Origin of the sequence: Micromonospora matsumotoense (assembly GCF_900091525.1) — a bacterium.
GTDB lineage: Bacteria > Actinomycetota > Actinomycetes > Mycobacteriales > Micromonosporaceae > Micromonospora > Micromonospora matsumotoensis.
In genome coordinates, this window is the sequence record NZ_FMCU01000004.1 from 85,698 (window position 1) to 110,026 (window position 24,329).

General features: G+C 72.8%; 18 protein-coding genes and 1 pseudogene. 11 read left to right on the forward strand and 8 right to left on the reverse strand.

Annotation, left to right across the window (positions count from 1 at the left end):
- Positions 1 to 6: 6 nt before the first annotated feature.
- The 3 genes from GA0070216_RS10305 to GA0070216_RS10315 all read left to right on the forward strand — a co-directional run bounded on the left by GA0070216_RS10305 (position 7) and on the right by GA0070216_RS10315 (position 3,151).
- Entirely contained in the window at positions 7 to 378 is a 372-nt protein-coding gene (locus GA0070216_RS10305) for a YciI family protein (RefSeq protein WP_091243009.1), read from the forward strand.
- The gene (locus GA0070216_RS10310; RefSeq protein ID WP_091243012.1) at positions 375 to 1,592 is read left to right on the forward strand and encodes an RNA polymerase sigma factor; all 1,218 of its coding nucleotides are present in this window, start codon (positions 375 to 377) and stop codon (positions 1,590 to 1,592) included. The genes GA0070216_RS10305 and GA0070216_RS10310 overlap by 4 nt, the downstream gene beginning before the upstream one ends.
- Positions 1,593 to 1,915: 323 nt before the next feature.
- Positions 1,916 to 3,151 carry an acyltransferase family protein gene (locus GA0070216_RS10315; RefSeq protein ID WP_091243015.1) on the forward strand — a complete coding sequence of 412 codons (1,236 nt, stop codon included), beginning with the start codon at positions 1,916 to 1,918 and terminating at the stop codon, positions 3,149 to 3,151.
- A gap of 293 nt (positions 3,152 to 3,444) precedes the next feature.
- On the opposite strand, the gene GA0070216_RS10320 is transcribed toward GA0070216_RS10315, so the two are convergent.
- Positions 3,445 to 5,022, reverse strand: a complete 1,578-nt coding sequence (locus tag GA0070216_RS10320) for a DHA2 family efflux MFS transporter permease subunit (RefSeq protein WP_091243018.1) — start codon at positions 5,020 to 5,022, stop codon at positions 3,445 to 3,447.
- Positions 5,023 to 5,136: 114 nt separating this feature from the next.
- On the opposite strand from GA0070216_RS10320, the gene GA0070216_RS10325 reads away from it, so the two are divergent.
- Positions 5,137 to 5,508 carry a YciI family protein gene (locus GA0070216_RS10325; RefSeq protein ID WP_091243022.1) on the forward strand — a complete coding sequence of 124 codons (372 nt, stop codon included), beginning with the start codon at positions 5,137 to 5,139 and terminating at the stop codon, positions 5,506 to 5,508.
- Positions 5,509 to 5,598: 90 nt separating this feature from the next.
- On the opposite strand, the gene GA0070216_RS10330 is transcribed toward GA0070216_RS10325, so the two are convergent.
- From GA0070216_RS10330 to GA0070216_RS10355, 6 genes are all read right to left on the reverse strand, one after another.
- The gene (locus tag GA0070216_RS10330) at positions 5,599 to 6,786 is read right to left on the reverse strand and encodes an acyl-CoA dehydrogenase family protein (RefSeq protein ID WP_091243026.1); all 1,188 of its coding nucleotides are present in this window, start codon (positions 6,784 to 6,786) and stop codon (positions 5,599 to 5,601) included.
- Positions 6,787 to 6,871: 85 nt separating this feature from the next.
- Positions 6,872 to 8,449: a GMC family oxidoreductase gene (locus GA0070216_RS10335; RefSeq protein ID WP_091243890.1), complete on the reverse strand. Its 1,578-nt coding sequence runs from the start codon at positions 8,447 to 8,449 to the stop codon at positions 6,872 to 6,874.
- Between the two features lie 171 nt (positions 8,450 to 8,620).
- Positions 8,621 to 9,103, reverse strand: coding sequence for an SgcJ/EcaC family oxidoreductase (locus tag GA0070216_RS10340; RefSeq protein ID WP_091243030.1), 483 nt, complete (start codon positions 9,101 to 9,103; stop codon positions 8,621 to 8,623).
- A 127-nt stretch (positions 9,104 to 9,230) separates the two neighbouring features.
- Positions 9,231 to 9,686, reverse strand: a complete 456-nt coding sequence (locus GA0070216_RS10345; RefSeq protein ID WP_091243034.1) for an SgcJ/EcaC family oxidoreductase — start codon at positions 9,684 to 9,686, stop codon at positions 9,231 to 9,233.
- A 31-nt stretch (positions 9,687 to 9,717) separates the two neighbouring features.
- Entirely contained in the window at positions 9,718 to 10,200 is a 483-nt protein-coding gene (locus GA0070216_RS10350) for an SgcJ/EcaC family oxidoreductase (RefSeq protein ID WP_091243037.1), read from the reverse strand.
- Between the two features lie 225 nt (positions 10,201 to 10,425).
- Positions 10,426 to 15,807, reverse strand: coding sequence for a type I polyketide synthase (locus GA0070216_RS10355; protein ID WP_425413147.1), 5,382 nt, complete (start codon positions 15,805 to 15,807; stop codon positions 10,426 to 10,428).
- A gap of 349 nt (positions 15,808 to 16,156) precedes the next feature.
- On the opposite strand from GA0070216_RS10355, the gene GA0070216_RS10360 reads away from it, so the two are divergent.
- Positions 16,157 to 17,824, forward strand: a complete 1,668-nt coding sequence (locus GA0070216_RS10360) for a (2,3-dihydroxybenzoyl)adenylate synthase (RefSeq protein ID WP_091243046.1) — start codon at positions 16,157 to 16,159, stop codon at positions 17,822 to 17,824.
- A gap of 145 nt (positions 17,825 to 17,969) precedes the next feature.
- On the opposite strand, the gene GA0070216_RS10365 is transcribed toward GA0070216_RS10360, so the two are convergent.
- Entirely contained in the window at positions 17,970 to 18,389 is a 420-nt protein-coding gene (locus GA0070216_RS10365) for an SCP2 sterol-binding domain-containing protein (RefSeq protein ID WP_245722413.1), read from the reverse strand.
- A gap of 403 nt (positions 18,390 to 18,792) precedes the next feature.
- Between GA0070216_RS10365 and GA0070216_RS10370 the strand changes: the two genes are divergently transcribed.
- The 6 genes and pseudogenes from GA0070216_RS10370 to GA0070216_RS36580 form a co-directional block, all read left to right on the forward strand.
- A complete protein-coding gene (locus GA0070216_RS10370) occupies positions 18,793 to 20,082 on the forward strand; it encodes a nucleotide disphospho-sugar-binding domain-containing protein (protein WP_141723036.1) in 1,290 nt (429 codons plus the stop codon).
- Between the two features lie 8 nt (positions 20,083 to 20,090).
- Positions 20,091 to 20,918, forward strand: coding sequence for an alpha/beta fold hydrolase (locus tag GA0070216_RS10375; RefSeq protein WP_218108181.1), 828 nt, complete (start codon positions 20,091 to 20,093; stop codon positions 20,916 to 20,918).
- Positions 20,919 to 21,030: 112 nt separating this feature from the next.
- Entirely contained in the window at positions 21,031 to 22,272 is a 1,242-nt protein-coding gene (locus GA0070216_RS10380; RefSeq protein ID WP_091243060.1) for a cytochrome P450, read from the forward strand.
- Between the two features lie 50 nt (positions 22,273 to 22,322).
- Complete coding sequence (locus GA0070216_RS10385; RefSeq protein ID WP_091243062.1) at positions 22,323 to 22,562, forward strand: ferredoxin; 240 nt, start codon at positions 22,323 to 22,325, stop codon at positions 22,560 to 22,562.
- Positions 22,562 to 23,308, forward strand: a complete 747-nt coding sequence (locus tag GA0070216_RS10390; protein ID WP_091243893.1) for an SDR family NAD(P)-dependent oxidoreductase — start codon at positions 22,562 to 22,564, stop codon at positions 23,306 to 23,308. The genes GA0070216_RS10385 and GA0070216_RS10390 overlap by 1 nt, the downstream gene beginning before the upstream one ends.
- 373 nt (positions 23,309 to 23,681) lie before the next feature.
- A pseudogene (locus GA0070216_RS36580) lies at positions 23,682 to 24,302 on the forward strand (alpha/beta fold hydrolase); the annotation flags it as partial.
- Between the last annotated feature and the right edge of the window lie 27 nt (positions 24,303 to 24,329).

Here is a 24,329-nt window from a genome sequence, read left to right on the forward strand (position 1 = left end):
GGTGCGGTGAAATACCTGATCCTGATCAGCCACAACGAGCAGGCTCGTGATGCGTGGCAGGGCATGTCCGACACCGAACGGCAGTTGGGCGTCAAGGCCCACACCGCCCTCGTCGAGGAGCTGGCCGCAACCGGCGAACTGATCGTCTCCGAGGCGTTGGCCGACCCGGCCACCGCCCGTCGGGTCCGGGTCGACCGGGGGCGCACGATCGCCACCGACGGCCCCTTCCCCGAGGTGAAGGAGTATCTCGCCGGTTTCTACCTGGTGGAGTGCGACACCATCGCGCAGGCGGTGGCGCACGCCGCCCGGGTGCCCGAGGCGCAGTTCGGCCTGGTCGAGGTGCGCCCGGTCCTCGACGCCGCCCGGCCGGACGCGTGACCGTTACCACGGACGTCGAGGACCTGCTGCGCGAACACGCTCCACAGGTGCTCTCCACCCTGGTACGCCTGCACGGCGGCTTCGACACCTGCGAGGACGCCGTCCAGGAAGCCCTGCTGGCGGCGGCCGTGCAGTGGCCGGAGGAGGGGCTGCCGGCCAACCCCCGGGGCTGGCTGACCACGGTCGCCTCCCGCCGTTGGACGGAACTGTGGCGCAACGACGCCGCCCGCCGACGCCGGGAACGCGCGGTGGCCGCCCTGACCGGCCCGGAGTCCGGCCCGGTCTCCGCCGTGGACGACACGCTGACCCTGCTGATGCTCTGCTGCCATCCGGCGCTGACCCGGGTCTCCCAGGTGGCGCTCACCCTGCGGGCGGTCGGTGGGCTGAGCACCGCCGAGATCGCGCGGGCGTTCCTGGTGCCGGAGTCCACCGTCGCCCAGCGGATCAGCCGGGCCAAGCAGCGCATCCGGACCAGTGGCGCCGAGTTCCGGATGCCGGCACCCGAGGATCGTCCGGCCCGGGTGGCCGCCGTGATGGAAGTCCTCTACCTGATCTTCAACGAGGGCTACACGGCCAGTTCGGGGCCGGCGCTCAACCGGATCGAACTCACCGCCGAGGCGATCCGGCTGACCCGGCAGCTGCACGAGCACCTGCCCGACGACCCGGAGGTCACCGGCCTGCTGGCGCTGATGCTGCTCACCGACGCCCGGCGGCCGGCGCGAACCGGGCCGGACGGTGCGCTCATTCCGCTGGCCGAGCAGGACCGGTCCCGGTGGGACGGGCGGGCCATCGCCGAGGGCGTCGCGCTGATCACCAGGACCCTGGCGAGTGCGCCGGTCGGGCCCTACCAGGTGCAGGCGGCGATCGCCGCGGTGCACGACGAGGCGCCCCGCGCCGAGGACACCGACTGGCCGCAGATCCTCGGGCTCTACAACCTGTTGCGGCGCATCGCGCCCGGTCCGATGGTCGCGCTCAACCGGATCGTGGCGGTGGCGATGGTGGACGGGCCGGGTGCCGCGCTCGCGGAGCTGACCGCCGCCCAGGCCGATCCGGTGCTCGCCGGCAACCACCGGGTGCACGCCGTCCGGGCGCACCTGCTCGACCTGCTCGGCGACCGGGCGGAGGCCCGGCGGTACTACCTGCTGGCCGCCCAGGCGACGCTCAGCATCCCGGAGCAGCGTTTCCTGCGACTGCGCGCAACCCAGCGGACCTGACCCGGCGGGACACCGGGCGGCACATACCCCGGGCGTCGGCCCGCGAGCGGCGCGGAACAACGACGAATAGGCCGGAAAGGCCGAAAGGCCGATGCCGGCAACCGAAAGATGAAACAATTTTGACGCAAGCGCGGATGACCATGATTGTCTATGTTTTATAGCCTCCCCGTAGCGGTCGACGGCAACTCCCTCAGTGCCGTCCGTCCGGTCGGCCCGGAGCACGCAGCACCCTTTCCGGGGCTACCGGCGCCGCCTATTCCCGACGCCCGACGAACGCGTGGAATCGGGACGGACCCGAAACCGCGGGTAGTGGAGAGCAGAACATGGCCATCCCCTCGACCCCTGTCCCCGGCGCCGCCACGAGCGCCTCCGAACGACTGCACGCCCTCGACGCGGTACGCGCGGGAGCCCTGCTCCTCGGCGTCGTCCTGCACACGACACTGTCCTTCCTGGAACCTCGCACCTGGGTGGTGGGGGACGTGTCGACGAGTCCGGTGATGAACGGCACCTACTTCGTCATCCACGTGTTCCGGATGACGCTGTTCTTCCTGATCGCCGGCTTCTTCGCCCGGCTGCTGCTGCACCGGCGCGGCACCGGCGGCTTCGTCCGCAACCGGGCCGTACGCATCCTCGCGCCCCTGGCGATCTTCTGGCCGCTCGTGATGGTCTCCACGGTGGTGGCGATCATCATCGCGGCGAACCTGGCCGGCGAGGAGGTTCCCGGGGCCACCCCGATGACCCTGCGCACCTTCCCGCTGACCCATCTGTGGTTCCTCTACTGGCTGCTGGTCCTCTACGTGCTGGCGCTGGCCGTCCGCGCGGTGGTCAACCTGCTCGACCCCGACGGCACCCGGCGCAGCGGGCTCGTCGACCCGATCGTCCGGACCGTCGTCGCCCGTGACCTCACCCCGCTGGTCGTCGGCGCCCCGCTCTGCGTCGCCTTCCTGCTCAAGCAGGACTGGCTGCTCTGGTACGGGGTACCGCCGGCCGAGAACGGGCTGATCCCCAACCCCGTGGGGCTGGTCGCCTACGGCTGCGCGTTCGGCTTCGGTTGGCTGCTCAACCGCCAGGTCGAGGTGATCCGGGTGTGGGAGCGGCGGTACCCCCGCAACCTGGTGGCGGCGGTCGTGCTCACCGGGATCGCACTGGCCATGGTGGGGCTCACCCCGGACACCGAACCCGAGGGGCTGGGCTGGCACAAGGTCGGCTACGCGGTCGTCTACACGCTGGCCGTCTGGGCCTGGACGATGGGTCTGATCGGGGCGGCGATGCGGTACCTGTCCCGGCCGAACCCGTCGATCCGGTACGTGGCCGACGCGTCGTACTGGGTCTATGTCGTCCACCTCCCGCTGGTGATGGCGCTGCAGGCGGCCGTGTCACAGGTGGCGGTGCCGTGGTTCGTCAAGTTCCCGGCCATCCTGCTGGTCACCTATCCGCTCACCCTGCTCAGCTACCGCTACCTGGTCCGGTACACGTTCGTCGGGGCCCTGCTCAACGGTCGGCGTCGCCGGAGCGTGGCGCCGGCCGAGCCGGCCGTGCCGCAGACCGCCGCACACTGACCGCACCCCGGGTCGCCGCGCCGCGCCGACCCGGGTGGTCGCGCCGGGCCGAGTCAGCCCCGCCGGAAGGGGGATCCGGCGGGGCTGACGCCTGCCGGGGGGACGGCAGGTTCTCCGGCCCGGACCGGGGGGACGGTCCGGGTGGCACGGTGGGACCGGTGCGGCCGGCCCCGGGGTGCCGGCCGGCCCGGTGGGAGGGCCGGCCGGCACGTCCCGCACTGACCCGGGGGGGGTGGGTCAGTGCGGGACGGGAACGACGTCCGGGCGGCGGCAACCAACCGGACGTCGACCGGTCAACGTCCGGGCGGAGCGCCGGTCCGGTCGTCGGCGGTGGTCGGGGCATCCGACGGGGTGTCGGCGCCGGCCGTGCCGGCCAACGGGGCGTCGGCCGGGGTCTTGTCGTCCGGGGTGGCCCAGTCGCCCTGGATGCCGATCTTCTCCAGCAGCAGGAGCACGACGAGGGCGACGACCAGGAGCAGCACCGCGGACACCCGGTAGGACAACACGTAGCCCTCGGTGGCCGCGGCCCTCGGGTTCGCCCCCTCGGCGAGCCGGTCCCCGCCCAGCCGCAGGGCCAACGCCACCAGGACCGACAGGCCGAGCGCACCGCCGACCTGCTGCATCACGTTCTGCATGGCGGAGGCGAGCCCGGTGTCCTGGGTGCCCACCTTGTAGAGCGCGGTGTTGGCGGTGCCGGGCATCGCCAGGCCGAAGAAGACACCCAGCACCAGCATCCCGGGCAGGATGCCGCTGGCGTAGTGGGTGTCGACGGAGATCCCGCTGAGCAGCAGCAGGCCGCCGGTGACCCCGAGCAGGCCCACGATGATCACCGGCTTGACGCCGAACTTCGGGATCATGCCGGTGGACAGCCCGACGCCGAAGGCGATGCCGAGGCCCACCGGGATGAAGGAGAGACCGCCCTTGAGCGGCGAGTAGCCGAGCACCTGCTGCTCGAAGAGGGTGGTCAGGAAGGTGAACCCGAAGAAGGCGCAGGAGAGGGCCAGGCCGACCAGGTAACCCACCGCGCGGGTGCGATTGGTGAAGAAGCGCAGCGGGATCAGCGGTGCGGCGGCCCGCGACTCGATCAGCAGCATCAGCCCGATCAACGCCAGCCCACCGAAGAGCGGCAGCAGCACCTGCGTCGACAGCCAGGACCGCTCGGCGGCCTGGAGCAGGCCGTAGACGATGGCGACCAGACCCGCCGTGGCCGTCAGCACACCGGTGAAGTTGAACTTCTGCCCGGTGCGCTCCATCCGGGTCTCCCCGACCAGCCGGCCCACCAGGGCCAGCGCGATCACCGCGACCGGAACGTTGACATAGAAGATCCAGCGCCAACTGGCGTCGGCCACGATGAGACCACCGACGACCGGCCCGAGCGTGCCGGCCAGGCCGGACAGTCCACCCCAGATGCCGACCGCCTTGACCCGGTCGGCCGGGGCCGAGAAGAGCAGGAAAACGATGCCCAGCGCGGCCGGGGCGGCCAGGGCCTCACCGACACCCTGGAGGAAGCGGCTGTAGATGAGCATCTCGGGGTTCATGGCGGCCCCGGAGATGACCGAGGCGACGGCGAAGATGACCACGCCGGTGATGAAGATCCGCCGCCGGCCGAACAGGTCGGCGAGCCGGCCGCCGAACAGCAGCAGACCGCCGGCCATCAGGACGTAGCCGTTGACGACCCAGGCCAGCCCGGTCCGGGACATGTCGAGTTCGCCCTGGATGCGCGGCAGCGCGACGCTGACCACGGTCATGTCGATGACGAACATGAACTGGACGAAGCCGAGCAGCGCCAGCGCCTTCCACCGACGGGGGTCCGGCCGGTCCGTGGACGCGTCCAGCGCCTCGTCCGAACTCGGTGTGGTACCGGTGCTCATGGTGCCCTCCTCGACATCGGCGCACGTCACGTGCGCTTCTGCCTGGATGTCGAAGCTGGCTCGTTGGTTTCGACATACGGGTAAGCAAATAGTTCGAGCCTTCAGGAGGCACCCATGAAGTACCTAATCATGATCAGCCACAACCAGCAGACCCGGGACGCCTGGCAGAACATGTCCGACACCGAGCGCGAGCTGGGTTTCAAGGCGCACATGTCGCTGGTGGAGGATCTGTCCGAGTCGGGCGAGCTGATCGTGTCCGAGGCACTCGCCGACCAGGGGCAGGCCAAGAAGGTCCTGGTCAGCGACGGCCAGGTGACGACCACCGACGGCCCGTTCCCCGAGGTCAAGGAGTACGTCGCCGGGATCTACCTGATCGAGTGCGACACCATCGAGCAGGCGGTCGGGCACGCCGCCCGGATCCCCGAGGCCAACTTCGGCCTGGTCGAGGTCCGTCCGGTGCTCGGTGCCGGCGGCCCCGACATGTGACGACCCGCACACGCGGCGGACCCGCGGCACCGACCGGTGCCGCGGGTCCACTTCTCTGGTCGGGCCGTCCACCCCGGTGGACGGGCGAACTCAGATGTACGGCGAGTTGGGCTCCAGCCCGCAGAGCACCCGGCCATAGAGTTCGAGGTTCGTCGACGGGACCATCAGCGCGTGCAGGTTGACCGCGTACATGTCCCGCACCACCCGCTGCATCGGGGCCTGCCGCAGGATCGACGAGCCACCGCTGGCCATCCCGAGCAGGTCGACGGCGGCCCTGCCGAGCTGGCAGACCGCCCCGATGTCGGCCCGGGTCCGGGCCCGCTCCTCCAGCGTCCACGGCTCACCGCTGACGCCCTTGGTGTCGACCAGGTCGGTGATCCGCTGGGCGTGGAACTCGGCCTCGTCGATCTTCATGGTCGCCTCGGCGAGCTGGAGGTGGGTGACCGGGGCCTCCCGCTGGGTGGCGTAGTCGGTGTAGGTGATCTTCCGGTCGAGCCGCTCCAGGAAGAACTCCCGGGCCGCCCGGGCCAGGCCGATCACCGTGCCGGCCGAGGAGGCGTTCGCGACCCCGAGCAGCGGGTTGCGGTACATCGGCAGGTCCCGGTTGAGCGCCGAGGCGCTCTGCCCCTGGAGCACGGCGGGCATCGGCACGATCCGCTCCTGCGGCACGAAGACGTCCCGGGCCACCGTGGTGATGCTGCCCGAACCCTGCAGGCCGGCGGTGTACCAGTCGTCGACGATCTCCAGGTCGGACAGCGGCACCAGGGCCATCACCGGCCACTGGTTCACCCCGTCCGGCGCCGGGGCCATCGCGATGACCTCCTGCCAGTGGCTGTGCAGCGCGCCACTGATGAAACTCCAGCTGCCGTTGAGCAGCATGCCGCCGCCGGGCTTCGGGGTGCCGCTGGCCGACGGGCTCAACGTCCCGCAGATCCGCACGTCGGGGGTGGCGTAGACCTCGTCCTGCACCTCGTCGGGGAACATCCCCACCATCCAGCCGGGGATCGCCCACACCGACGCCGTCCAGGCCACCGAGCCGTCACCCCGGCCCAGCTCCACCATCACCTCGTGCAGGGTGCGGGTGTCCGACTCGTAGCCGCCGTAGCGGCGCGGCACCCGCATCCGGAACAGGCCGGCGTCGGCCAGCGCCTCCACCGTCTCGTCGTGCAGCCGCCGGTTCTCCTCCTGCCAGCCGGCGTGCTGACGCAGCAGCGGCACCAGCTCGCTGGCGCGGCGTACCAGTTCGTCCCTCGGGGGGGCCTCGGTCGCGCTGGTCATCTCACTCCTCCTGTGCGGTCACGGGTCGGGTCGGCGGACGGGACGCCGTCCACCGGGACGGACGGGTCGGCGGGCGGCCGGTGGGTCACCGGGCGACCGCCTCGGCCTGCCGGGGCAGCGGCGCGACACCGGCGATCAGGTCCGCCGCCTTCTCCGCGATGGCGATCACGGCGGCGTTCGGGTTGCCCCGGACCAGGGTGGGCATGACGCTGGCGTCGACCACCCGCAGCCCCTCCAGCCCGTTGACCCGCAGCTGCTCGTCCACCACGGCACCCATCGCGCAGGTGCCCGCCGGGTGGAAGATCGAGTGGGCGTACTGCCGGACGTAGTGCCGCAGGTCCTCGTCGGAGTCCGAGGCCGGCGGGGCGAACTGCCCCTCGGTGTACGGGGCCAGCGCCTTCTGCTCCGCGATCCGGATGCCGATCCGGGTCGCCGCGACCGCGTCGTCGAGGTCGCGCTCGTCCTGGAAGTAGTTGTGCACGATCTTCGGCTTGGCGGTCGGGTCGGCCGAGGCCAGCAGGACGTACCCCCGGCTGCGCGGGGCCACCATCGACGGGCCGTACGAGATCGAATGGTGGGTGGGGGTGCCCAGCCCGCTGTCGGCGAACATCACCGGCGCGGCCAGGAACTCCGCGTCCGGGGCGGTCAGGTCGTCGCGGGTGCGCACGAAGCCGCCCGCCTCCGGCCCGTTGGCCGTCATCGGGCCACGGCCCTCGGCCAGGAAGCGCTGCAGGTGCTCGGGCTGGTTGGCAGCGAGCAGGCTGATCGGCTGCGAGTGGGTGTAGACCAGCGGGATCAGTGCGTGGTCCTGGAGGTTCTGCCCCACCTGCGGCTGGTCCAGCAGCACCGGCACGCCGAGGGCGCCCAGCAGCCCGGCCGGGCCGACCCCGGAGAGCATCAGCAACTGCGGCGAGTTGTACGCCCCGGCGGCGAGGATGACCTCCCGGGACGCGGTGACGGTCAGCGTGTCGTCCAGCCGGGTCCCGGTCACCCCGACCGCCCGTCCGTTCTCGATCAGCACCCGGTGCACGTGGACGTTCGTCTCCACGGTCAGGTTGGGCCGGTCGAGGGCGGGGTGCAGGAACGCGGTCGCGGTGCTCTCCCGGCGGCCGTCGCGCTGGGTCAGCTGGAAGAAGCCGAAGCCCTCCTGGCCCGCGCCGTTGAAGTCGTCGTTGACCCCGTAGCCGGCCTCGCCGGCCGCCTCCACGAACGCCGACGACATCGGGTTGTTGGCCCGCCCCTCGGAGACCGCCATCGGCCCGCCGACCCCGTGGTAGGTCGACGCCCCGCGCTCGTTGTCCTCGGAACGCTTGAAGTACGGCAGCAGGTCGTCGAAGTCCCAGCCGGGCTGGGCCCAGCCGTCGAAGTCGCCGCGCGCGCCCCGGATGTAGACCATCGTGTTGATCGAGCTGGTGCCGCCCAGCACCCGACCCCGGGGCAGGTAGACCCGCCGCCGGCCCAGGGCCGGCTCCTCGTGGGTGTCGTAGTCCCAGTCCAGCTGGGTGCGGAACAGGGTGCCGAAGGCCACCGGGACGTGGATGCTGTCGGCGGTGTCCCGGGGACCCGCCTCGATCAGGCACACCGTGACGTCGGGGTCCTCGGTGAGCCGGGCGGCCAGGACACACCCCGCTGATCCCGCGCCGACGATGACGTAGTCGTACACCACTGCACCCTCCAAGGTCAGGTTCTCGGTTGTCGGTCGCGGGTCACCGCGCCACCGACGGGGACCGGACGGTCCCCGTCGGGCGTGCCCCGAGGCCGTGGTGACCCGCGGACGGCTTCCCGTCGTCACCACGACCCCGGCAGTCGGGCGGTCGTCGTCGACCGCGCTCGGTCAGCCCCGGATCGGGCTGCTCTGGTGCGAGACCAGCCGGAGCTGGCCGTCGGGCTGGCGCAGCATCACCCAGGTGGCCCGGATGAAGTTCTCCGGCGCGATGTCGTCCTGGCCGGCCATGATGATGCCGCCCTCGGTCACCACCAGGGCGACGTCGTCGGTGAGGAAGGCGACCTCGACCGGCCAACCCTTCACCCGGGCGCCCCGCAGCGGCCCGGCGAAGCCCCGGGACATGTACGCCCGGATCTCCTCCCGGCTGGTGAGCTGCTCGTCGCGCATCAGCAGGCTGCCGTCGGCGGTGAACACGTCGGCGAACATGTCGGCGTCGTTGGCCGCCCACGCCGCCTGGATGCGCATCGCCACCGTCAGCGCCGCCCGCTCGTCGGCCTCGGTGTACCCCCGGTAGTAGGACGGGTCCTCGGGGACACCCGCGGCGGCCAGCAGCGCCGAGGCGTCTCCCCAGGGTGCCATGGTCGTGGTCATCGGTCCCTCTTCTCCTCTCGTCGTCCAGGGCCGGGTCGACCCGTTCGTCGCCCCGGCCCTGGCCGGCCCGCTGGTCACCCGGCGCGTACCGGGGCGCTCGTCGCCCCCGGCGCTGGCCGGGGCCGGTTCAGCCGGTGATCGGGCTGCTCTGGTAGGAGGCGATCCGCCAGTCGCCGTCCTGCTTGACGACCACCCACATGGTGCGGATGTTGTCGGCCGGGGCGAGGCCGGCGGCGTCGGCGTAGACGACCCCGCCGACGCTGACCGCCAGCGCCGTCGACTCCGACACGACCTGGATCTCGCTGAACTCCAGGGTCAGCCGGGAGCCCTTGTACGGGCCGGCGAACAGCTCACCGAGGTACGACCGGATCTCGTCCCGGCTCATCAGCTGGTTGTCACCGACCAGCATGCTGCCGTTGTCGACGAAGAGGGAGGCGAAGCCCTCGGCGTCGTTGGCGTCCCAGGCGGCCCGGCAGCGCAGCGGCGCGGTCAGCACCGCCCCTTCCACTCCGTTGGGGAAGTCGCCGTAGTACGAGGCCCACTGCTTGGCGCCGGCCACGAGTGATGCGGCGTCCGTGCTCATACTGTCTCCTCCTGTCCGCGTCGCTGCCCGGTCACCAGCGCAGCGTCGCGCCGGCGCCGCGCGGGCTGTTCTGGTAGCCGGCGAGCTGCCACTGGCCGTCCCGCTTGACGACGACCCAGGTGGAGCGCACGGCCAACTCCTCCGCGATCTCCGTCTGGCCGGCGGCGAGGATGCCGCCGTGGGTGCGGATCAGGGCGGCGTCGTCGGAGATGATCCGGACGTCGACCGGGCGGCCGGTGACCCCGGTGCCCTTGAACGGTCCGGCGTACGCGGCGGCCATGAACGAGTGGATCTCGTCCCGACCCTTCTTGAACACGTCCCCGGGCAGGATCATCACGCCGTCCTCGGTGAACGAATTCGCCACCCCGGCGGCGTCGTTGCGGGACCAGGCCTCCACCAGCCGCAACGGAACGGTGAGGACCTCCTTCTCCTGGTCGCTGGTGAACGACCCGTAATACGCGTCGAGCGCCTTTTCTCCGTCAATGGCCGGAGCCACCTGGGTATCAGTGGACATCGTGGTCGCTTCCTCTCCTGTGACTACTGCGGACAGTGGACACATTCACCCCCGAACGGTCCGTCCGTCCCCCTATCCTCCGGCGGTCCGACACCGCTGACATCTCCGCGATTGCGATGTCGAAGACCGTTTCCGAGAATCCGTTTCCGGGGCAGGACGGCGAATTGCCGTACCCCGGCCGGTGGGTGCACCGGCCGGGGTACGGCGGGATCGCCGGGGTGGGGGTCAGCCCACCCGCAGCGCGGCCGGGTCGTCGGCCGGGTCGTCGTCGGCGGGCTCCGCGGGGCGGAGACTGTCGACGATGTGATCGGCCAGGGCGGCGATGGTCGGCTTGTTCCACAGGATGTTCGGCGGCAGCTCCAGGCCGTACCGGCCCTGCAACCGCACCCGCAGCGCCACCGTCATCACCGAGTCCACGCCCAGCTCGACCAGCGGCCGGCGCAGCTCCAGATCCTCGGCGGCCAGGCTCAGCTCGGCGGCGGCCTGCTCCCGGACGTCGGCGGTGACCAACTCCCGCAGCTCCTGCTCCGGGGTGTCGACCCAGTCGACGCTGAACGCCTGACCGGTGCCGCCCTCGGTGGTCGACCGGGTCGCGGTCAGCTCCCGCAGCATCGGCAGCCGGGGGGCGTTGGTGGTCGGCGCCAGCACCCGCAGGATCGCGTGGTACGGGCTGTGGAACCGGTCGGCGAAGGCCCAGGCCCGGAACGCCTCGGTCACCGAGATCGCGTCCAGACCGCGCGAGTTGGCCTCCAGCATGGTCGACGAGATCGACTCGGACATGCCCACCCCGCGCCAGGACGTCCAGCCGAGGCTGGTCGTCTCGGTGTGGCCGTCGGCGTGCCGGTGCGCCGCGAGGGCGTCCAGGAACGAGTTGGCCGCCGCGTAGGTGGTCTGCCCGGTCAGCCGGGTGAACTGCCCGCAGGACGAGAACATCACAAAGAAGTCCAGCGTGCCCGGGGGGAAGAGACGGTGCAGCACCATCGCCCCGTTGACCTTCGGCCCGAGGACGTCGTGCAGCCCCTCCCGGTCCACCTTGTCCACCATCGCGTCGCGGACCACCCCGGCGGCGTGCACGATGCCGCGTACCGCCGGCATGCCGTGGGTGGCCGGGTCGAGCGCCGCCGCGACCTCCACCGGGTCGGTGATGTCCAACGCCAGGGTCCGGACGGTCACCCCGAGCGCCTCCAGTTCGAGCACCCCGTCGATCTGCCGGCGGGTCCGCACGTCGTGGTCGCCGTCCCACTCGGCGCGCGGGGGCAGGCCCCGGCGGCCGGCGAGCAGGATCCGCCGGGCCCCCCGGTCGGCCAGCCACCGGGCCACCATCAGGCCGAGCGACCCGAGACCACCGGTGATCAGGTAGGTGTCGGTCGGCCGGCACTGCAACGCGGTGCCGTCGGCGGGCCGTTCGACCTGACCGAGCCGCTGCACCGCCACCTCGCCGCCGGTGACCGAGACGATGTCCTCGTCGCCGGTGAGCCGGCGCAGCACCGTCGCGACGGTCTCGGCGGGGATGTCGGCGTCGTCGGCGAGGTCGACGACCCCGCCCCACAGGTCCGGGTGTTCCCCGGCGATGATCCGGGCGATGCCCCACAGCGGGGCGTGGGCCAGCGACCGCTCCCCCACCGCCTGCCGGACGCCCCGGGTCAGGCACCAGAGCCGGGGCTGGGCGGCCGCCGGGTCACCCCCGGCCGCCTGCGCCTCGATCAGCGCCTGCGCGCTGTGGATCAACGCCCAGCCGCACCGTTCGGCGGCCTGCTCGGCCGACTCGTCGGCGTCGCCGAAGCCCGGCGCGACCAGGACCGCGTCGCGCGGGGTGAGACCCACCGTGGCCAGCTCGTCCGGGCCGTCCACCCGGACGGTACGCAGTCCGGTGCCGGCCAGCGCCCCGGCCAGGTCACCGGCGGCCGGGTCGGCACCGACCACGACCACCCGGGACAGCTCGGTGGTGACCCCGTCGACGGTGAGGTCCAGGGGCCGCCAGACCACCTCGTGCACCAGCTCGCGGGGGGCGGCCACCGCGCTGTCGGTGTCCGAGATGGCGGAGAACCGCAGGCCGCGCACCTGGCAGACGACCTCGCCGTGCTCGTTGGCCACCTGCACGTCCACGGTGTCCTGCGGCGACCTCGGCGAGCGCACCGAGTGGACGGTGATGTGCGCCGGTGGTTCCCCCTTGAAGACCACCGATTCGATGTGCGAGGACATCCACTGGTGCCGGGCGTACTCCGGGGTGACCAGCACCGCGCTGATGGTCAGCGCGCCGTCGATGACGTGCGCCCAACTGGTGGCCGTCTGCGCCGGTGGCGGCACGATGACGATGTCGGCCAACTGCTCCTCGTCGTTGCGGCGCAGCTCGACCACGTCCCAGGGGAACGCGTAACCGCCGACGCCCATCCGGCGGAACATCTCGTCGACCCGCTGCCAGGACCACTCCTGCGGGCACCGGGCCCGCACCTCGTCGGCGTCGAGCCCGCCGTCGACCAACTCGGTGCTCCAGTCGATGGTCGCCGTCGAGTGGGTGATCCACTCGTACTCCTCGTCGTCGACGACGGGCCCGCCGTCCTGCGGGGCGACCCGGGTGGCCAGCCGGGCGGTGTTCTCCGAGAGCACGATCTGCACCACCCGGGGCGGCGCGACGGCCAGCGGGGTGCGCAGCACGATGTCGGCCAGCGCCGGCAGCCGGCCGTCCTCCCCGGCGGCCAGGGCGAAGCTGTTGATCAGGACGGCGGCCGGGGTGATCTCGACGTCGACCACCTCGTGGTCGAGCGGGTAGGGCCGCGACGACATGTCCAGGTAGGTCTGCCACACCTGCCGGGGCGGCGCGCCGGAGACCGTCATCCGGCCGCCGAGCAGGCTGTGCCGCTCCGGGTCGTGACCGCCGCCGGGGCCGGACTCGGCCCGCGACTCGGGGAAGATCCAGTACGGCCGGTGCTGCCAGGCCACCGAGGGCATCGGCAGCAGCGATCCGGTCGGGTGCAGCCGCCCCCAGTCCACCGCCGCGCCCGCGCAGTGCAGCCGGGCCAGGCCGGCCAGCAGCGCGCGTACCTCGTCGGTGTCGCGGCGCAGGCTGTGCACGACGGTGGCGTCCTCGACGCCGAGGTGGGCGAGGGTCTCCCCGATGGAGTGGGTGACCACCGGGTGGGTGGAGACCTCCAGGAAGACCCGGTGCCCGTCGGCGACGGCCGCCGTCACGGCGTCGGTGAACCGCACCGGCTCGCGCAGGTTCGCCACCCAGTACGCGCCGTCCCGCGGGGCGGTCGACCGGGGGTCGGTCAGCGCGGTGCTGTAGAGGGTGGTCCGGGGCGCCCCGGGGCGCAGCGCGCCGGCCGCCGCGGCGACCTCGGCCACCGCCGCGTCGACGTGCGGGCTGTGGAACGCGATGTCGGTGTCGACCCGCCACACCGCCACCCCCTCCTCGCGCCAGTGCGTCACGATCTGCTCGACGGCCTCCCGGTCACCGGAGAGCACGGTGGAGGTGGGGCTGGCCGAGATGGCGGCGACCACGCCGAGCTGGCCGGCGAGCCGCTGCCGGGCCTCGTCGAACCCGAGCCCGACCATGGCCATCCCGCCCGCGCCCTGGAGGCGTTCCAGGGCACGCGCCCGCTGGCAGGCGAACCGGGCGGCGGCCAGTACGTCCAGGCTGCCGGCGACGGCGGCGGCGGCGATCTCCCCCACCGAGTGCCCGATCACCGCGGCCGGGGTGAGCCCCCGGGCCCGCCAGGTCTGCGCCAGGGCGACCTGGGTGGCGAAGGTCAACGCCTGCACCTCGACGCCGCTCCACGGGCCGCCGGCGGTCAACGCCTCGCGGGGCGTCCAGCCCAACTCCTCGCGGAACACCTCGGCGAGCGCGTCGACGGCGGCGGCGAAGACCGGCTCGTCGCGCAGCAGTTGCCGGCCCATGCCCGCCCACTGCGCGCCGTGCCCGGAGAAGACCCAGACCACCGGGGCCGGGTCGGCCACCGTCCGGCCCCGGGCGACCTGCGGGGTGGACTTGCCGTCGGCCACCTCCCGCAGCCGCTCGACGAGTTCCCCGGGCGAGGCGGCCAGCACGGCGGCCCGCTGCGGCAGGTGCGAACGGCGCTGCGCCAGGGTGTGCCCCACCGACGGCAGGGACGCCCCGGGGTGCTCCACCAGCCAGTCGGCGGTGCGGGTGGCCAGCGCCGCCACCCCGGCCTCGGACATCGCCGAGAGCGGGAACACCGACGGTCGTGTCCCGGTGGTGACCTCGGCCGGCACCGTGGTGGCCGCCGCCTCGGCGGTGGTGTCCCCGGCCGACGCGGTCGGGGCGGGCGGCGCCTCCTGGAGGATGACGTGCGAGATGGAACCGCCGACGCCGTAGCTGGACACGCCGGCCCGGCGTGGTGAGTCGCCGGCCGGCCACGGGGACCGCTCGCCGATCAGCCGCAACCCGGAGCCGGCCCAGTCGAAGTCCGGGTTCGGCTCGCGGTGCAGGCTCGGCGGGATCTCCGCATGCCGCAGCGCCAACACCGCCTTGATCACGCCGGCGATGCCCGAGCCCGCCTCGACGTGACCGATGTTCGGCTTCACCGAGCCGATCAGGCAGGGCTCGTCGGGGGTCCGGCCGGCGCCGAAGACCGCGGCCAGCGCCTTGGCCTCCTCCCGGTCACCGACCGGGGTGCCGGTGCCGTGCGCCTCGACGTAGTGCACCGTCTCCGGGGCGATGCCGGCGCGCGCGTAGGCCACCCGCAGCATGTGCTCCTGGGCCGAGCCGTTGGGCGCCATCATGCCGTCGGAACGGCCGTCCTGGAACACCCCGCTGCCGGGGATCAGGGCGAGCACCTCGTCGCCGTCGCGGCGGGCGTCGGCCAACCGCTTGAGCACCACCACCCCCGCGCCCTCGCCCCGGCCGTAGCCGTCGGCGTCGGCGGCGAACGCCTTGCTGCGTCCGTCCGGGGCGGTCGCCCCGGCCGCGTCCAGGGCCACGAACAGGGTCGGGCTGGCCATGATGTTGACCCCACCGACGACGGCCAGCGGGATCTCCCCCTCGCGCAGGCTCTGGCAGGCCAGGTGCAGCGCGGTGAGGGAACCGGCGCAGGCGGTGTCCACCGCCATGCTGGGCCCCCGCAGGTCCAGGAAGTACGAGATGCGGTTGGCGATGCCGTAGTAGGTGGTGCCGTTGACCGCCCAGGCGCCGGTCCGCGGAATGTCCTCCAGCAGGCGGCGGCCGTAGTCGTTGGAATTGGCCGCCACGAAGACACCGGCGTCCGAACCGCGCAGCGACAACGGCGGCACACCCGCGTTGCCCAGCGCCTCCCAGGCCAACTCCAACACGATCCGCTGCTGCGGGTCGAGGAAGTCCGCCTCCCGGGGAGAGATGCCGAAGAAGTCCGCGTCGAATCCCTCGATGTCGTCGAGGAATGAGCCCAGCCGGGTCGTCTTCCGCAGGATCGCGGTGGCCTGGGGGCTGGTCGAGGCGTACGGTTCCCACCGCTTGTCGGGCATGGCACTCACGGCATGTCGACCACCGATGAGAAATGCCCAGAACTTCTCCAACGAGTCAAGGTCAGGGGCGAACCGGCAGCTCATACCGACAATGGCCACGGCCTCAGAAAATTCCCCATCCTGGCTCACGTCCAGGCTCCTCTCCACATCGCCGACCGCATCCGGAACACAGCCGGATGCGGTGGTCGCTGTCCTTCGGAAATGTCGCGGTGACGGTCAGGTCCGGACGCTGACCTCAACTGCGACACATCCTGTTCCCCCACCGATCACAGGGGCACCTTCCTGAGTGCGATCGTCTGCGGCCGACGGCCACCCACCGGCACCCGCCGTGACCTCCGCTAATGCCCGGCGCGCAATAGCGCAATGCGGGAGAAGGAACTCGGCGGCGCGCGTCCGTACGGTTTCCCCGCGAGTTCGACACGCGAATTCCTCGGTCGCGCCGCGCGGGCCCCGACGCCGGTGCGCCGCGTCGACCACTCGGATCGGGAGGACCCACATGTCCGCAGAAGCGACCCGACCTACCCTCGACGGGACCGTGCCGTGGCCGCCGGAGCTGGTGGCGCGGTACACCGAGCGGGGGTACTGGACCCACCGGTCGCTGGGGGCGTACCTGTACGCCGCCGCCGACGCCGACCCCACCGCGACGTGCCTGGTCGACGGCCCGGTACGGCTCACCTTCGCCGAGCTGACCGCCCGCGCCGACGGTGCCGCCGTCCGCCTGCGCGCGCTCGGGATACGCCCCGACGACCGGGTGGTGGTGCAGCTGCCCAACTGCTGGGAGTTCGTCGTACTGACGGTGGCCTGCTTCCGGCTGGGCGCGGTCCCGGTGATGGCCCTGCCGGCGCACCGCCGACAGGAGATCGCCGCGATCGTGGCGCTGACCGGGGCGCGGGCGCTGGTCGTACCGGACGGGTGGAAGGACTTCGACCACCAGGCGCTGGCGCACGAGGTGGCCGCCGACGCGCCGACCCTGCGGCACGTGCTGGTGGCCGGCGCGGACGTCCGGCCGGACAGCGTCGACCTGCGGCAGCTGTGCCGGCCGGCCGACGACCCGGTGGCGGCCCGGCGCGCGCTCGACGCCGCCGCGCCCGCCGGCTCGGCGGTCGCCCTGTTCCTGCTCTCCGGCGGCACCACCGGCGTGCCGAAGCTGATCGCCCGGACCCACGACGACTACGGCTACATGATGCGTCGGGCCGCCGAGCTTTCCGAGGTGGACGCGACGACGGTCTACCTCGCGGTGCTGCCGCTGGCGCACGGCTACCCGATGGCCGGGCCGGGCCTGCTGGGCACGCTGCTGGCCGGCGGCCGGGTGGTGATCCTGCCGTCCCCGGCACCGGAGCGGGCGTTCGAGGCGGTGCAGCGGGAACGGGTCACCTTCACCTCGCTGGTGCCCGCCGCCGTGCAACGCTGGCTGGAATACCGGGACAAGGACCCGGACCGGGACCTCGGCTCGCTGCGCCGGGTCCAGGTGGCCGGCTCCCGGCTGGCCGACCAGGTGGCCCAGCGGGTGACGCCGGTCCTCGGCTGCGAGTTGCAGCAGGTGTACGGGATGGCGGAGGGGCTGCTCTGCCTCACCCGCCCGGCCGACCCGCAGGACGTGGTGTGCCACAGCCAGGGGCGGCCGATCTGCCCCGACGACGAGTTGCGGCTGGTCGACGAAGACGGCCGGCCGGTGCCGCCGGGCGAGGCGGGGGTGCTGCTGACCCGGGGGCCGTACACGCCGCGCGGCTACTACCGGTCGCCGGAGCTGACCGCCCGGGCCTTCGTCGACGGCTGGTACAACACCGGGGACATCGTCCGGCTGCGGCCCGACGGGAACCTGGTCATCGAGGGACGGGACAAGGATCTGATCAACCGGGGTGGCGAGAAGATCTCCGCCGAGGAGGTGGAGAACTTCGCCTACCAGCTCGACGCGGTGAGCCTGGCCGCCGCGGTCGCCATGCCGGACGCCGAGCTGGGCGAACGGGTCTGCCTCTACGTGGTGCCGCAGCCGGGCCGTGCGGTGGGCCTGGACGAGGTCCGGGCGGTGATGCAGCGGGCCGGGGTGGCCGCGTTCAAGCTGCCGGAGCGGCTGGTGACCGTCGACGAACTGCCGTACACGGCGGTGGGCAAGGTGAACAAGAAGCAGCTCCGGGCGGACATCAGCCGCCGGTTGACCGGCTGATCCGCAGGCCGGCCCGCAGCGCCCGGGGCGGCGGGCGGGCCGGCGACGGAACCGGGACACCCCGCGCGGCCCACGCCGGCCGGGGCACGGGGGCAGGACGCGGCGCGGGGGCGGCACCGGATGCCGCCCCCGCGTACGCGCGTGGTCAGGGTTTCGGGATGTCGAACAGGGTGGGGATGCGCATGGCCAGCCCCCGGTCGCCCTTGGCCTTCATCCTGCCCAGCACGAACATGGTGACCGGGTTGGCGTTGCTGCTGACCAGCTTGAGGAAGTCGATGTCGCTGAGGGTCAGGGTGAGCCGGGGCTCCCGGTCCGGCCGCGCCGACAGCACACACTCACCCCCGGCGATCACCATCTCGTAGGTGTCCACGGTCCCCTCACGTCGGTCGCCGACGCTCCAGTGCAGGACCGCCTCGGTGGTCCCGGCCCGGTCGGCGCGGAACAGGGTGGGCATCCGGACGAAGATGCCGTCCAGGATGGTGCGGCGGTGCGGGCCCCCCATCACCCGGCGCAGCTCGTCGACCGGGGTGGCGGTGACCAGCCGGGCGAAGTCTCGGGGTTCCATCAGGGCAGGGTCGGCGTCGGCGAACATGGGCGTCCCTTTCGTCGTACGGGCAGGCAGGGGCCGCGCGGGAGGTTGATCCGGGAGTCGGGCCGGGCGGCCGGGCGCGACGCGACCGCGACGGCGGGCCGGCGGTCCGGCCGGTGTCGGGCACCCGACCCGCGTGGCGTCGGACCGCCGGGTGAGCCCGCCTGTCCGTCGAGTATGGAGAGGTCGACGGTGGGTGCCTACTTCGACGATGCCCGGTCGACGACGGTGAAAGGGCATGTATGGAGATGTCCGGGGACGGCCGGGCCGAGATCATGGTGGGGCGGAGGTCGCCGGGGGGCGAGGCGCCGTGCCCGCGTGGTGGCAGCCCTCCGGCCGCCGCCCTGCCGAGCCACGGACACCGAGCTGAGGAGACCGGATGAGAGTGCTCTTCGTGCCGCACGCCAACAAGGCGCACCTGCACATCATGACGCCGTTGGCGTGGGCGCTGCGTACGGCCGGACACGACGTCCGCGTCGCCAGCCAGCCCGAGATCGCCGACGCCATCATCGCGTCCGGGTTCGTCCCGGTCGAGGTGGGTCGGACCCGCACGGAGATGCCCGCCTTCTATCCGGGGGTACGCCCCGGCGAGACGCCGCCGGTGGTGATGGCCCCCGGTGAGCGCCAGGAGATGCCGTTGCAGCAGGACTTCCCGCGGGACAACCCGTTGGAGAAGCTGTCCCGGGCCTCCTGGGGTTTCGCGCTGTTCTCCACCGACGAGATGATCGCCGACCTGATCGCGTTGATCGACTCCTGGCGGCCGGACCTGGTGGTCTGGGACTCCATGGTGTACGCCGCGCCGGCCGCGGCCACCGTCTGCGGGGTGCCGCACGCCCGGATGATGATGGGCCCGGACGGGATCACCCAGCTCCGGCGGGCCGCCCGGGACGAGGGTGATCCGCTGCGCGACTGGCTGGACCGGGTGCTGGGTGGTTACGGCGCCCGGTTCGACGAGGACGTCGCCACCGGCCACTTCACCATCGACCCGATGCCGCCGTGGCAGTACCAGCCCGACGGGCTGCACCTGGTGCCGGTGCGGCACATCGCGGTGAACCCGCCGGCCCGGATTCCGGACTGGCTGCGGGAGGAGCAGCAGCGGCCCCGGATCTGCCTCACCCTCGGCGAGTCGCACCGCAACGGGCGCGGCACCGAGGCCCCCGCCGCCGATCTGCTGGACGCGGTGAGCGGTCTCGACGCCGAGGTGATCGCCACCTTCAACGCCAAGCAGCTCGCCACCATCCCGGTGCTGCCGGACAACGTCCGGGTGGTCGACTTCGTGCCGCTGGCCATGTTGCTGCCGAGCTGCGCGGCGATCGTGCACCACGGTGGGGCGGGCACCTTCGCCACCGCCGTCGAACACGCCGTACCGCAGTTGATCATTCCGGGGACGCACTGGGGGTTCCAGTGGTGGGGGCCGCTGGCCCACGCCAACGGCCTGCAACAGCAGGGGGCCGGTCGGTTCGTCGCCGACGCCGACCACCTCACCTCCGAGGCGCTCGCCGAGGACCTGACCCGGGTGCTCAAGGACCCGTCGTTCAAGGCGAACGCCGAACGGCTGCGGACCCAGGTAGCCGGCCTGCCCACCCCCAACGACCTGGTCCCGGCGCTGCACCGGCTGGTCGACCAGTACCGCGACGTCGCCGCCGCACGGGCCGGGCGGCCGTCGTGACCACGCCGCTGCGGTTGACCACCGACGCCGGCACCTTCGACGCGCTGACCGCCGGCCCCGCCGACGGCCGGGGCGTGCTGCTGCTGCACGGCTTCCCCGAGGGGGCCGTCGAGTGGGAGCACCAGCTCGCCGCGCTGGGCGCCGCCGGTCACCACGCCGTCGCGCCGGACCAGCGCGGCTACTCCCCCGGGGTACGGCCCGACGACGTCGACGCGTACCGGATGGACGCCCTGGTCGCCGACGTCGTCGCCCTCGCCGGGCAGCTCGGCTGGGACCGGTTCGACCTGGTCGGCCACGACTGGGGCGCGGCGATCGGCTGGGCGGTGGCCGACCGGCACCCGGCGCTGCTGCGCACCTTCACCGCCGTGTCGGTGCCGCATCCCCGGCCGTTCGCCGACGCGCTGGCCGGCGACGAGGACCAGCAGCGCCGCTCCGCGTACCTGGCGATGTTCCGTCAGCCGGGGCAGGCCGAGGGGATGCTGCTGGCCGACGACGCCGCGTTCCTGCGCCGGATGCTGGGCGCGGCGGGGCCGGCGAGGCTGGCGACCTATCTGGACCGGTTGACCGCGCCGGGCGCGCTGACCGCCGCCCTGAACTGGTACCGGGCCACCCGGCCGGAGGACGTCGAGGCCGGGCCGGTCGACGTGCCGACGCTCTATGTCTGGGGCAGCGCCGACATCGGCGTCGGCCCGGTCGCCGCGCACGGCACCGGCGACTGGGTGAAGGGCCCGTACGAGTTCCTCACCCTCGACGGGGTGTCGCACTGGGTGCCCGAGGAGGCCCCCGACCAGCTCTCGGCGGCGCTGCTCGCCCACCTCGCCCGACACCCCGGATGAGCCCACCACCGTCGCTTCGCCGCACCCCGGGTCGACGCCGGGTCCCCCGTCGGCACCGCACGCCGGGTCGACGCCGTCCGGGCCCACCGACCCACCCACCGAGAGGATCGTGATGACCGCGAACAGCACGTACGCCCCCGACGCGGCGCCCTCCGGGGAGGCGCCCGACTTCCCGATGCCCCGCACCTGCCCCTTCGCCCCCGCCCCCGAGTACGTCGGGCTGCGCGCCGAGGCGCCGGTCAGCCAGGTCCGGGTGCCCGACGGGCAGCTGGCCTGGCTGGTCACCCGCTACGCCGACGTCCGGCGGTTGCTGACCGACCCCCGGGTGAGCGCCAACCGGTTCCACCCGAACCTGCCGTTGACCGAGCCGGTGACCCCGCAGACCCGGCGGAACATCGCCGCCGTCGGCCGGTCGCTGATCGGGCTCGACCAGCCGGAGCACGGCCCGCAGCGGCGGATGCTGATCGGCGACTTCACGCTGCGCCGGGCGCAGGAGATGCGCCCGCACATCCAGCGCACCGTCGACGAGTGCGTCGACGCGATCCTGGCCGGGCCGAAGCCGGTGGACCTGGTCGCCGCGTTGGCGCTGCCGGTGCCCGCCTCGATGATCACCAAGCTGCTCGGCATGCCGTACGAGGACCGCGACCTGATCGTCCGCAGCGCCGACGCGCAGCTGCGCCGGACGGTCTCCGCCGAGCAGCGCCAGCAGACCAGCAGCGAGCTGCGGGCCTACGTCGACCGGTTGGTCACCGCGAAGGAGGCGGAGCCGACCGACGACCTGCTCGGCCGGCTGGTGGTGCAGAACCGGCAGACCCCGCTGTTCGACCACGACATGCTCGTCGGGCTGGCGATGCTGCTGCTGGTGGCCGGCTTCGAGACCACCGCCAGCATGATCTCCCTGGGGGTGGCCGGGCTGTTGGAGAATCCCGAGCAGCTCGCCGTGGTCACCGGTGACCCGGCCGCGATGGGCCTGGCGGTGGAGGAGCTGCTGCGCTACTTCACCGTGGTGGACGCGCTGCCCCGGGTCGCCACCGCCGACATCGAGGTCGGCGGGGTGACCGTGCGGGCCGGCGACGGGCTGCTGCTGTCGTTCGCCTCCGCCAACTGGGACACCGACGTCTTCGCCGACGCCGGGGAGCTGGACGTCCGCCGGGGTGCGCGCCACCACATGGCCTTCGGCTACGGCATCCACCAGTGCATCGGGCAGAACCTGGCCCGCGCCGAGCTGGAGATCGTGTTCCGCACCCTGTTCACCCGCATCCCCGGGTTACGGCTGGCCGAGGAGCTGGACGGCCTGCCGTTCCGCAAGGAGTCGAACATCTACGGCCTGGACCGGCTGCCGGTGACCTGGTGAGCGAGGGGCCGGTGGGTGGGGACGACCCGGTGGGCGGAGGAGGACCGACCATGACCCTGGTGGTGAACCGTGACCTGTGCATCGGCGCCGGGCAGTGTGTGCTGTCCACGCCGGAGCTGTTCGACCAGAGCGAGGACGGCCGGGTGCTGCTGCGTCGGCGACCGGTCGACGCCGACGAGGGCCGCGCCGCGGTCGACCTCTGTCCCTCGGGCGCACTGCGGCTGACCGACGACACGCGATCCCGGCCGGTCGTCCCCGACCGCGACGCAGCAACGAAGGGGTGGGGCTGATGACCGACACGGGTACCCGGATCGCGGTGGTGACCGGCGGGGGGCGGGGCATCGGGCAGGCGATCTGCCAGGGCCTGGCCCGGCGTGGCATGGACGTGGTGGCGGTGGACCTGGTCGACCCGATCGAGACGGTGGCGCTGGTGGAGGCCGAGGGGCGCAAGGCCCTCGGCGTCACCGGGGACGTCTCGGACCCGGACGACGTCGCCCGGATCGGCGCGGAGATCACCGCCGGGATGGGGGGCTGCCACGTCCTGGTCAACAACGCCGGCATCTATCCGGCGAAGAACATCTTCAAGCTGGAGTACGAGGCGTGGCGCAGGGTGCTGGCGGTCAACCTCGACTCGCAGTTCCTGATGACCAAGGCGGTGCTGCACCACATGTGTGAGGCGCGTTGGGGGCGGATCGTCAACCTCACCTCCAACTCCGTCGGTCTGGCCCTGCCCGGTTTCACCCACTACATGGCCAGCAAGATGGGGGTGATCGGGTTCACCCGGGCGCTGGCCAGCGACGTCGCCTCGTACGGCATCACGGTCAACGCGGTCGGGCCGACCCTGTCGCGTACCCCGGGTCTCGCGGAGAGCCCGATGGCCGGCGCGGCCCAGGAGCACGTCGCGGCGATGCAGGCCATCAAGCGCCCCGGCGAGGCGCAGGACGTGGTCGGCACGGTGGCATTCCTGGCCAGCGACGACGCCGCCTTCGTCACCGGGCAGACCATCATGGCCGACGGTGGTCTGGTCCGGCTGTGACCCGGGGTCACCACGTCGGCGGTCCCACCGCCCGGTCCGGGGTGCCCGGGCGGGACCACCGGTGGTATCTCCCCGTCCGGGCGGTTCCGGCCGGGTGGCGAACGGTGTCGGGGACGGCCGGGTCCGGCGGGTGCCCCGGTCCTCGACAAGCGGGCACTGCGGCCCGGTGGGTGTGGTGCGCTGACCTGGTGGCGGCCGGCGGCCGGGCCGGAATCTGAAAGCTATTGTGGTTAGCTTTTTGCCTAGCCACGCCAGCCTCATGACCGACGCCCGGAACACCACACCGTCACCGACCCGCTACCTGCACCGCGCGGAAGGCCGCATCGCCGACGACGTCCAGGGCAGCGGCCCGCTCGTGGTGCTCGTGCCCGGGATGGCGGAGCTGCGCTCGTCGTACCGGTTCCTCGCCCCGGCCCTGGTCGCCGCCGGTTTCACCGTGGCCAGCACCGACCTGCGCGGTCACGGCGACAGCGACACCACCTTCGCGTCCTACGGCGACCCCGAGACGGCCGCCGACATCAGCGCCCTGATCGCCGAGCTCGGCCGGCCGGCGGTCATCGTCGGCAACTCCCGGGCCGCCGGGGCCGGTGTCATCGTCGCAGCCGAGCACCCCGCGCAGGTCGCCGGCCTCGTGCTCGTCGGACCGTTCGTGCGCAACCCCCGGCAGCCGCCCGGCATGCGGAGCCTCTTCCACCTGATGATGTCGCCGCTCTGGGTGGCCAGCGTCTGGAAGGCCTACCTGCCCACCCTCTACGCCGGCGTCAAGCCGGCCGACTTCGCCGCATACCGGGCGGCCGTCGTCGCCAAGCTCCGGCAGCCCGGCTACGGCACGGCGTTCTCCCGTACCGCACGGCAGACCGACCACCGTTTCGCCGAGGCGCGTCTCGCCGAGGTGGACACCTCCGTGCTCGTCGTCATGGGCGAGCGCGACCCCGACTTCACGGACCCGGCGGCCGAGGCGACCTGGATCGGCGAGACCCTGCGCGGCGAGGTCGTCATGGTGCCCGACGCCGGCCACTAC

What these genes read in the sequence shown, in the direction of transcription:
- GA0070216_RS10315 (WP_091243015.1), top strand. Translation starts at nt 1,916, where the DNA reads ATGGCCATCCCCTCGACCCCTGTCCCCGGCGCCGCCACGAGCGCCTCC.
- GA0070216_RS10320 (WP_091243018.1), bottom strand. Translation starts at nt 5,022, where the DNA reads ATGAGCACCGGTACCACACCGAGTTCGGACGAGGCGCTGGACGCGTCC.
- GA0070216_RS10325 (WP_091243022.1), top strand. Translation starts at nt 5,137, where the DNA reads ATGAAGTACCTAATCATGATCAGCCACAACCAGCAGACCCGGGACGCC.
- GA0070216_RS10330 (WP_091243026.1), bottom strand. Translation starts at nt 6,786, where the DNA reads ATGACCAGCGCGACCGAGGCCCCCCCGAGGGACGAACTGGTACGCCGC.
- GA0070216_RS10340 (WP_091243030.1), bottom strand. Translation starts at nt 9,103, where the DNA reads ATGACCACGACCATGGCACCCTGGGGAGACGCCTCGGCGCTGCTGGCC.
- GA0070216_RS10345 (WP_091243034.1), bottom strand. Translation starts at nt 9,686, where the DNA reads ATGAGCACGGACGCCGCATCACTCGTGGCCGGCGCCAAGCAGTGGGCC.
- GA0070216_RS10350 (WP_091243037.1), bottom strand. Translation starts at nt 10,200, where the DNA reads ATGTCCACTGATACCCAGGTGGCTCCGGCCATTGACGGAGAAAAGGCG.
- GA0070216_RS10360 (WP_091243046.1), top strand. Translation starts at nt 16,157, where the DNA reads ATGTCCGCAGAAGCGACCCGACCTACCCTCGACGGGACCGTGCCGTGG.
- GA0070216_RS10365 (WP_245722413.1), bottom strand. Translation starts at nt 18,389, where the DNA reads ATGGAACCCCGAGACTTCGCCCGGCTGGTCACCGCCACCCCGGTCGAC.
- GA0070216_RS10370 (WP_141723036.1), top strand. Translation starts at nt 18,793, where the DNA reads ATGAGAGTGCTCTTCGTGCCGCACGCCAACAAGGCGCACCTGCACATC.
- GA0070216_RS10380 (WP_091243060.1), top strand. Translation starts at nt 21,031, where the DNA reads ATGACCGCGAACAGCACGTACGCCCCCGACGCGGCGCCCTCCGGGGAG.
- GA0070216_RS10385 (WP_091243062.1), top strand. Translation starts at nt 22,323, where the DNA reads ATGACCCTGGTGGTGAACCGTGACCTGTGCATCGGCGCCGGGCAGTGT.
- GA0070216_RS10390 (WP_091243893.1), top strand. Translation starts at nt 22,562, where the DNA reads ATGACCGACACGGGTACCCGGATCGCGGTGGTGACCGGCGGGGGGCGG.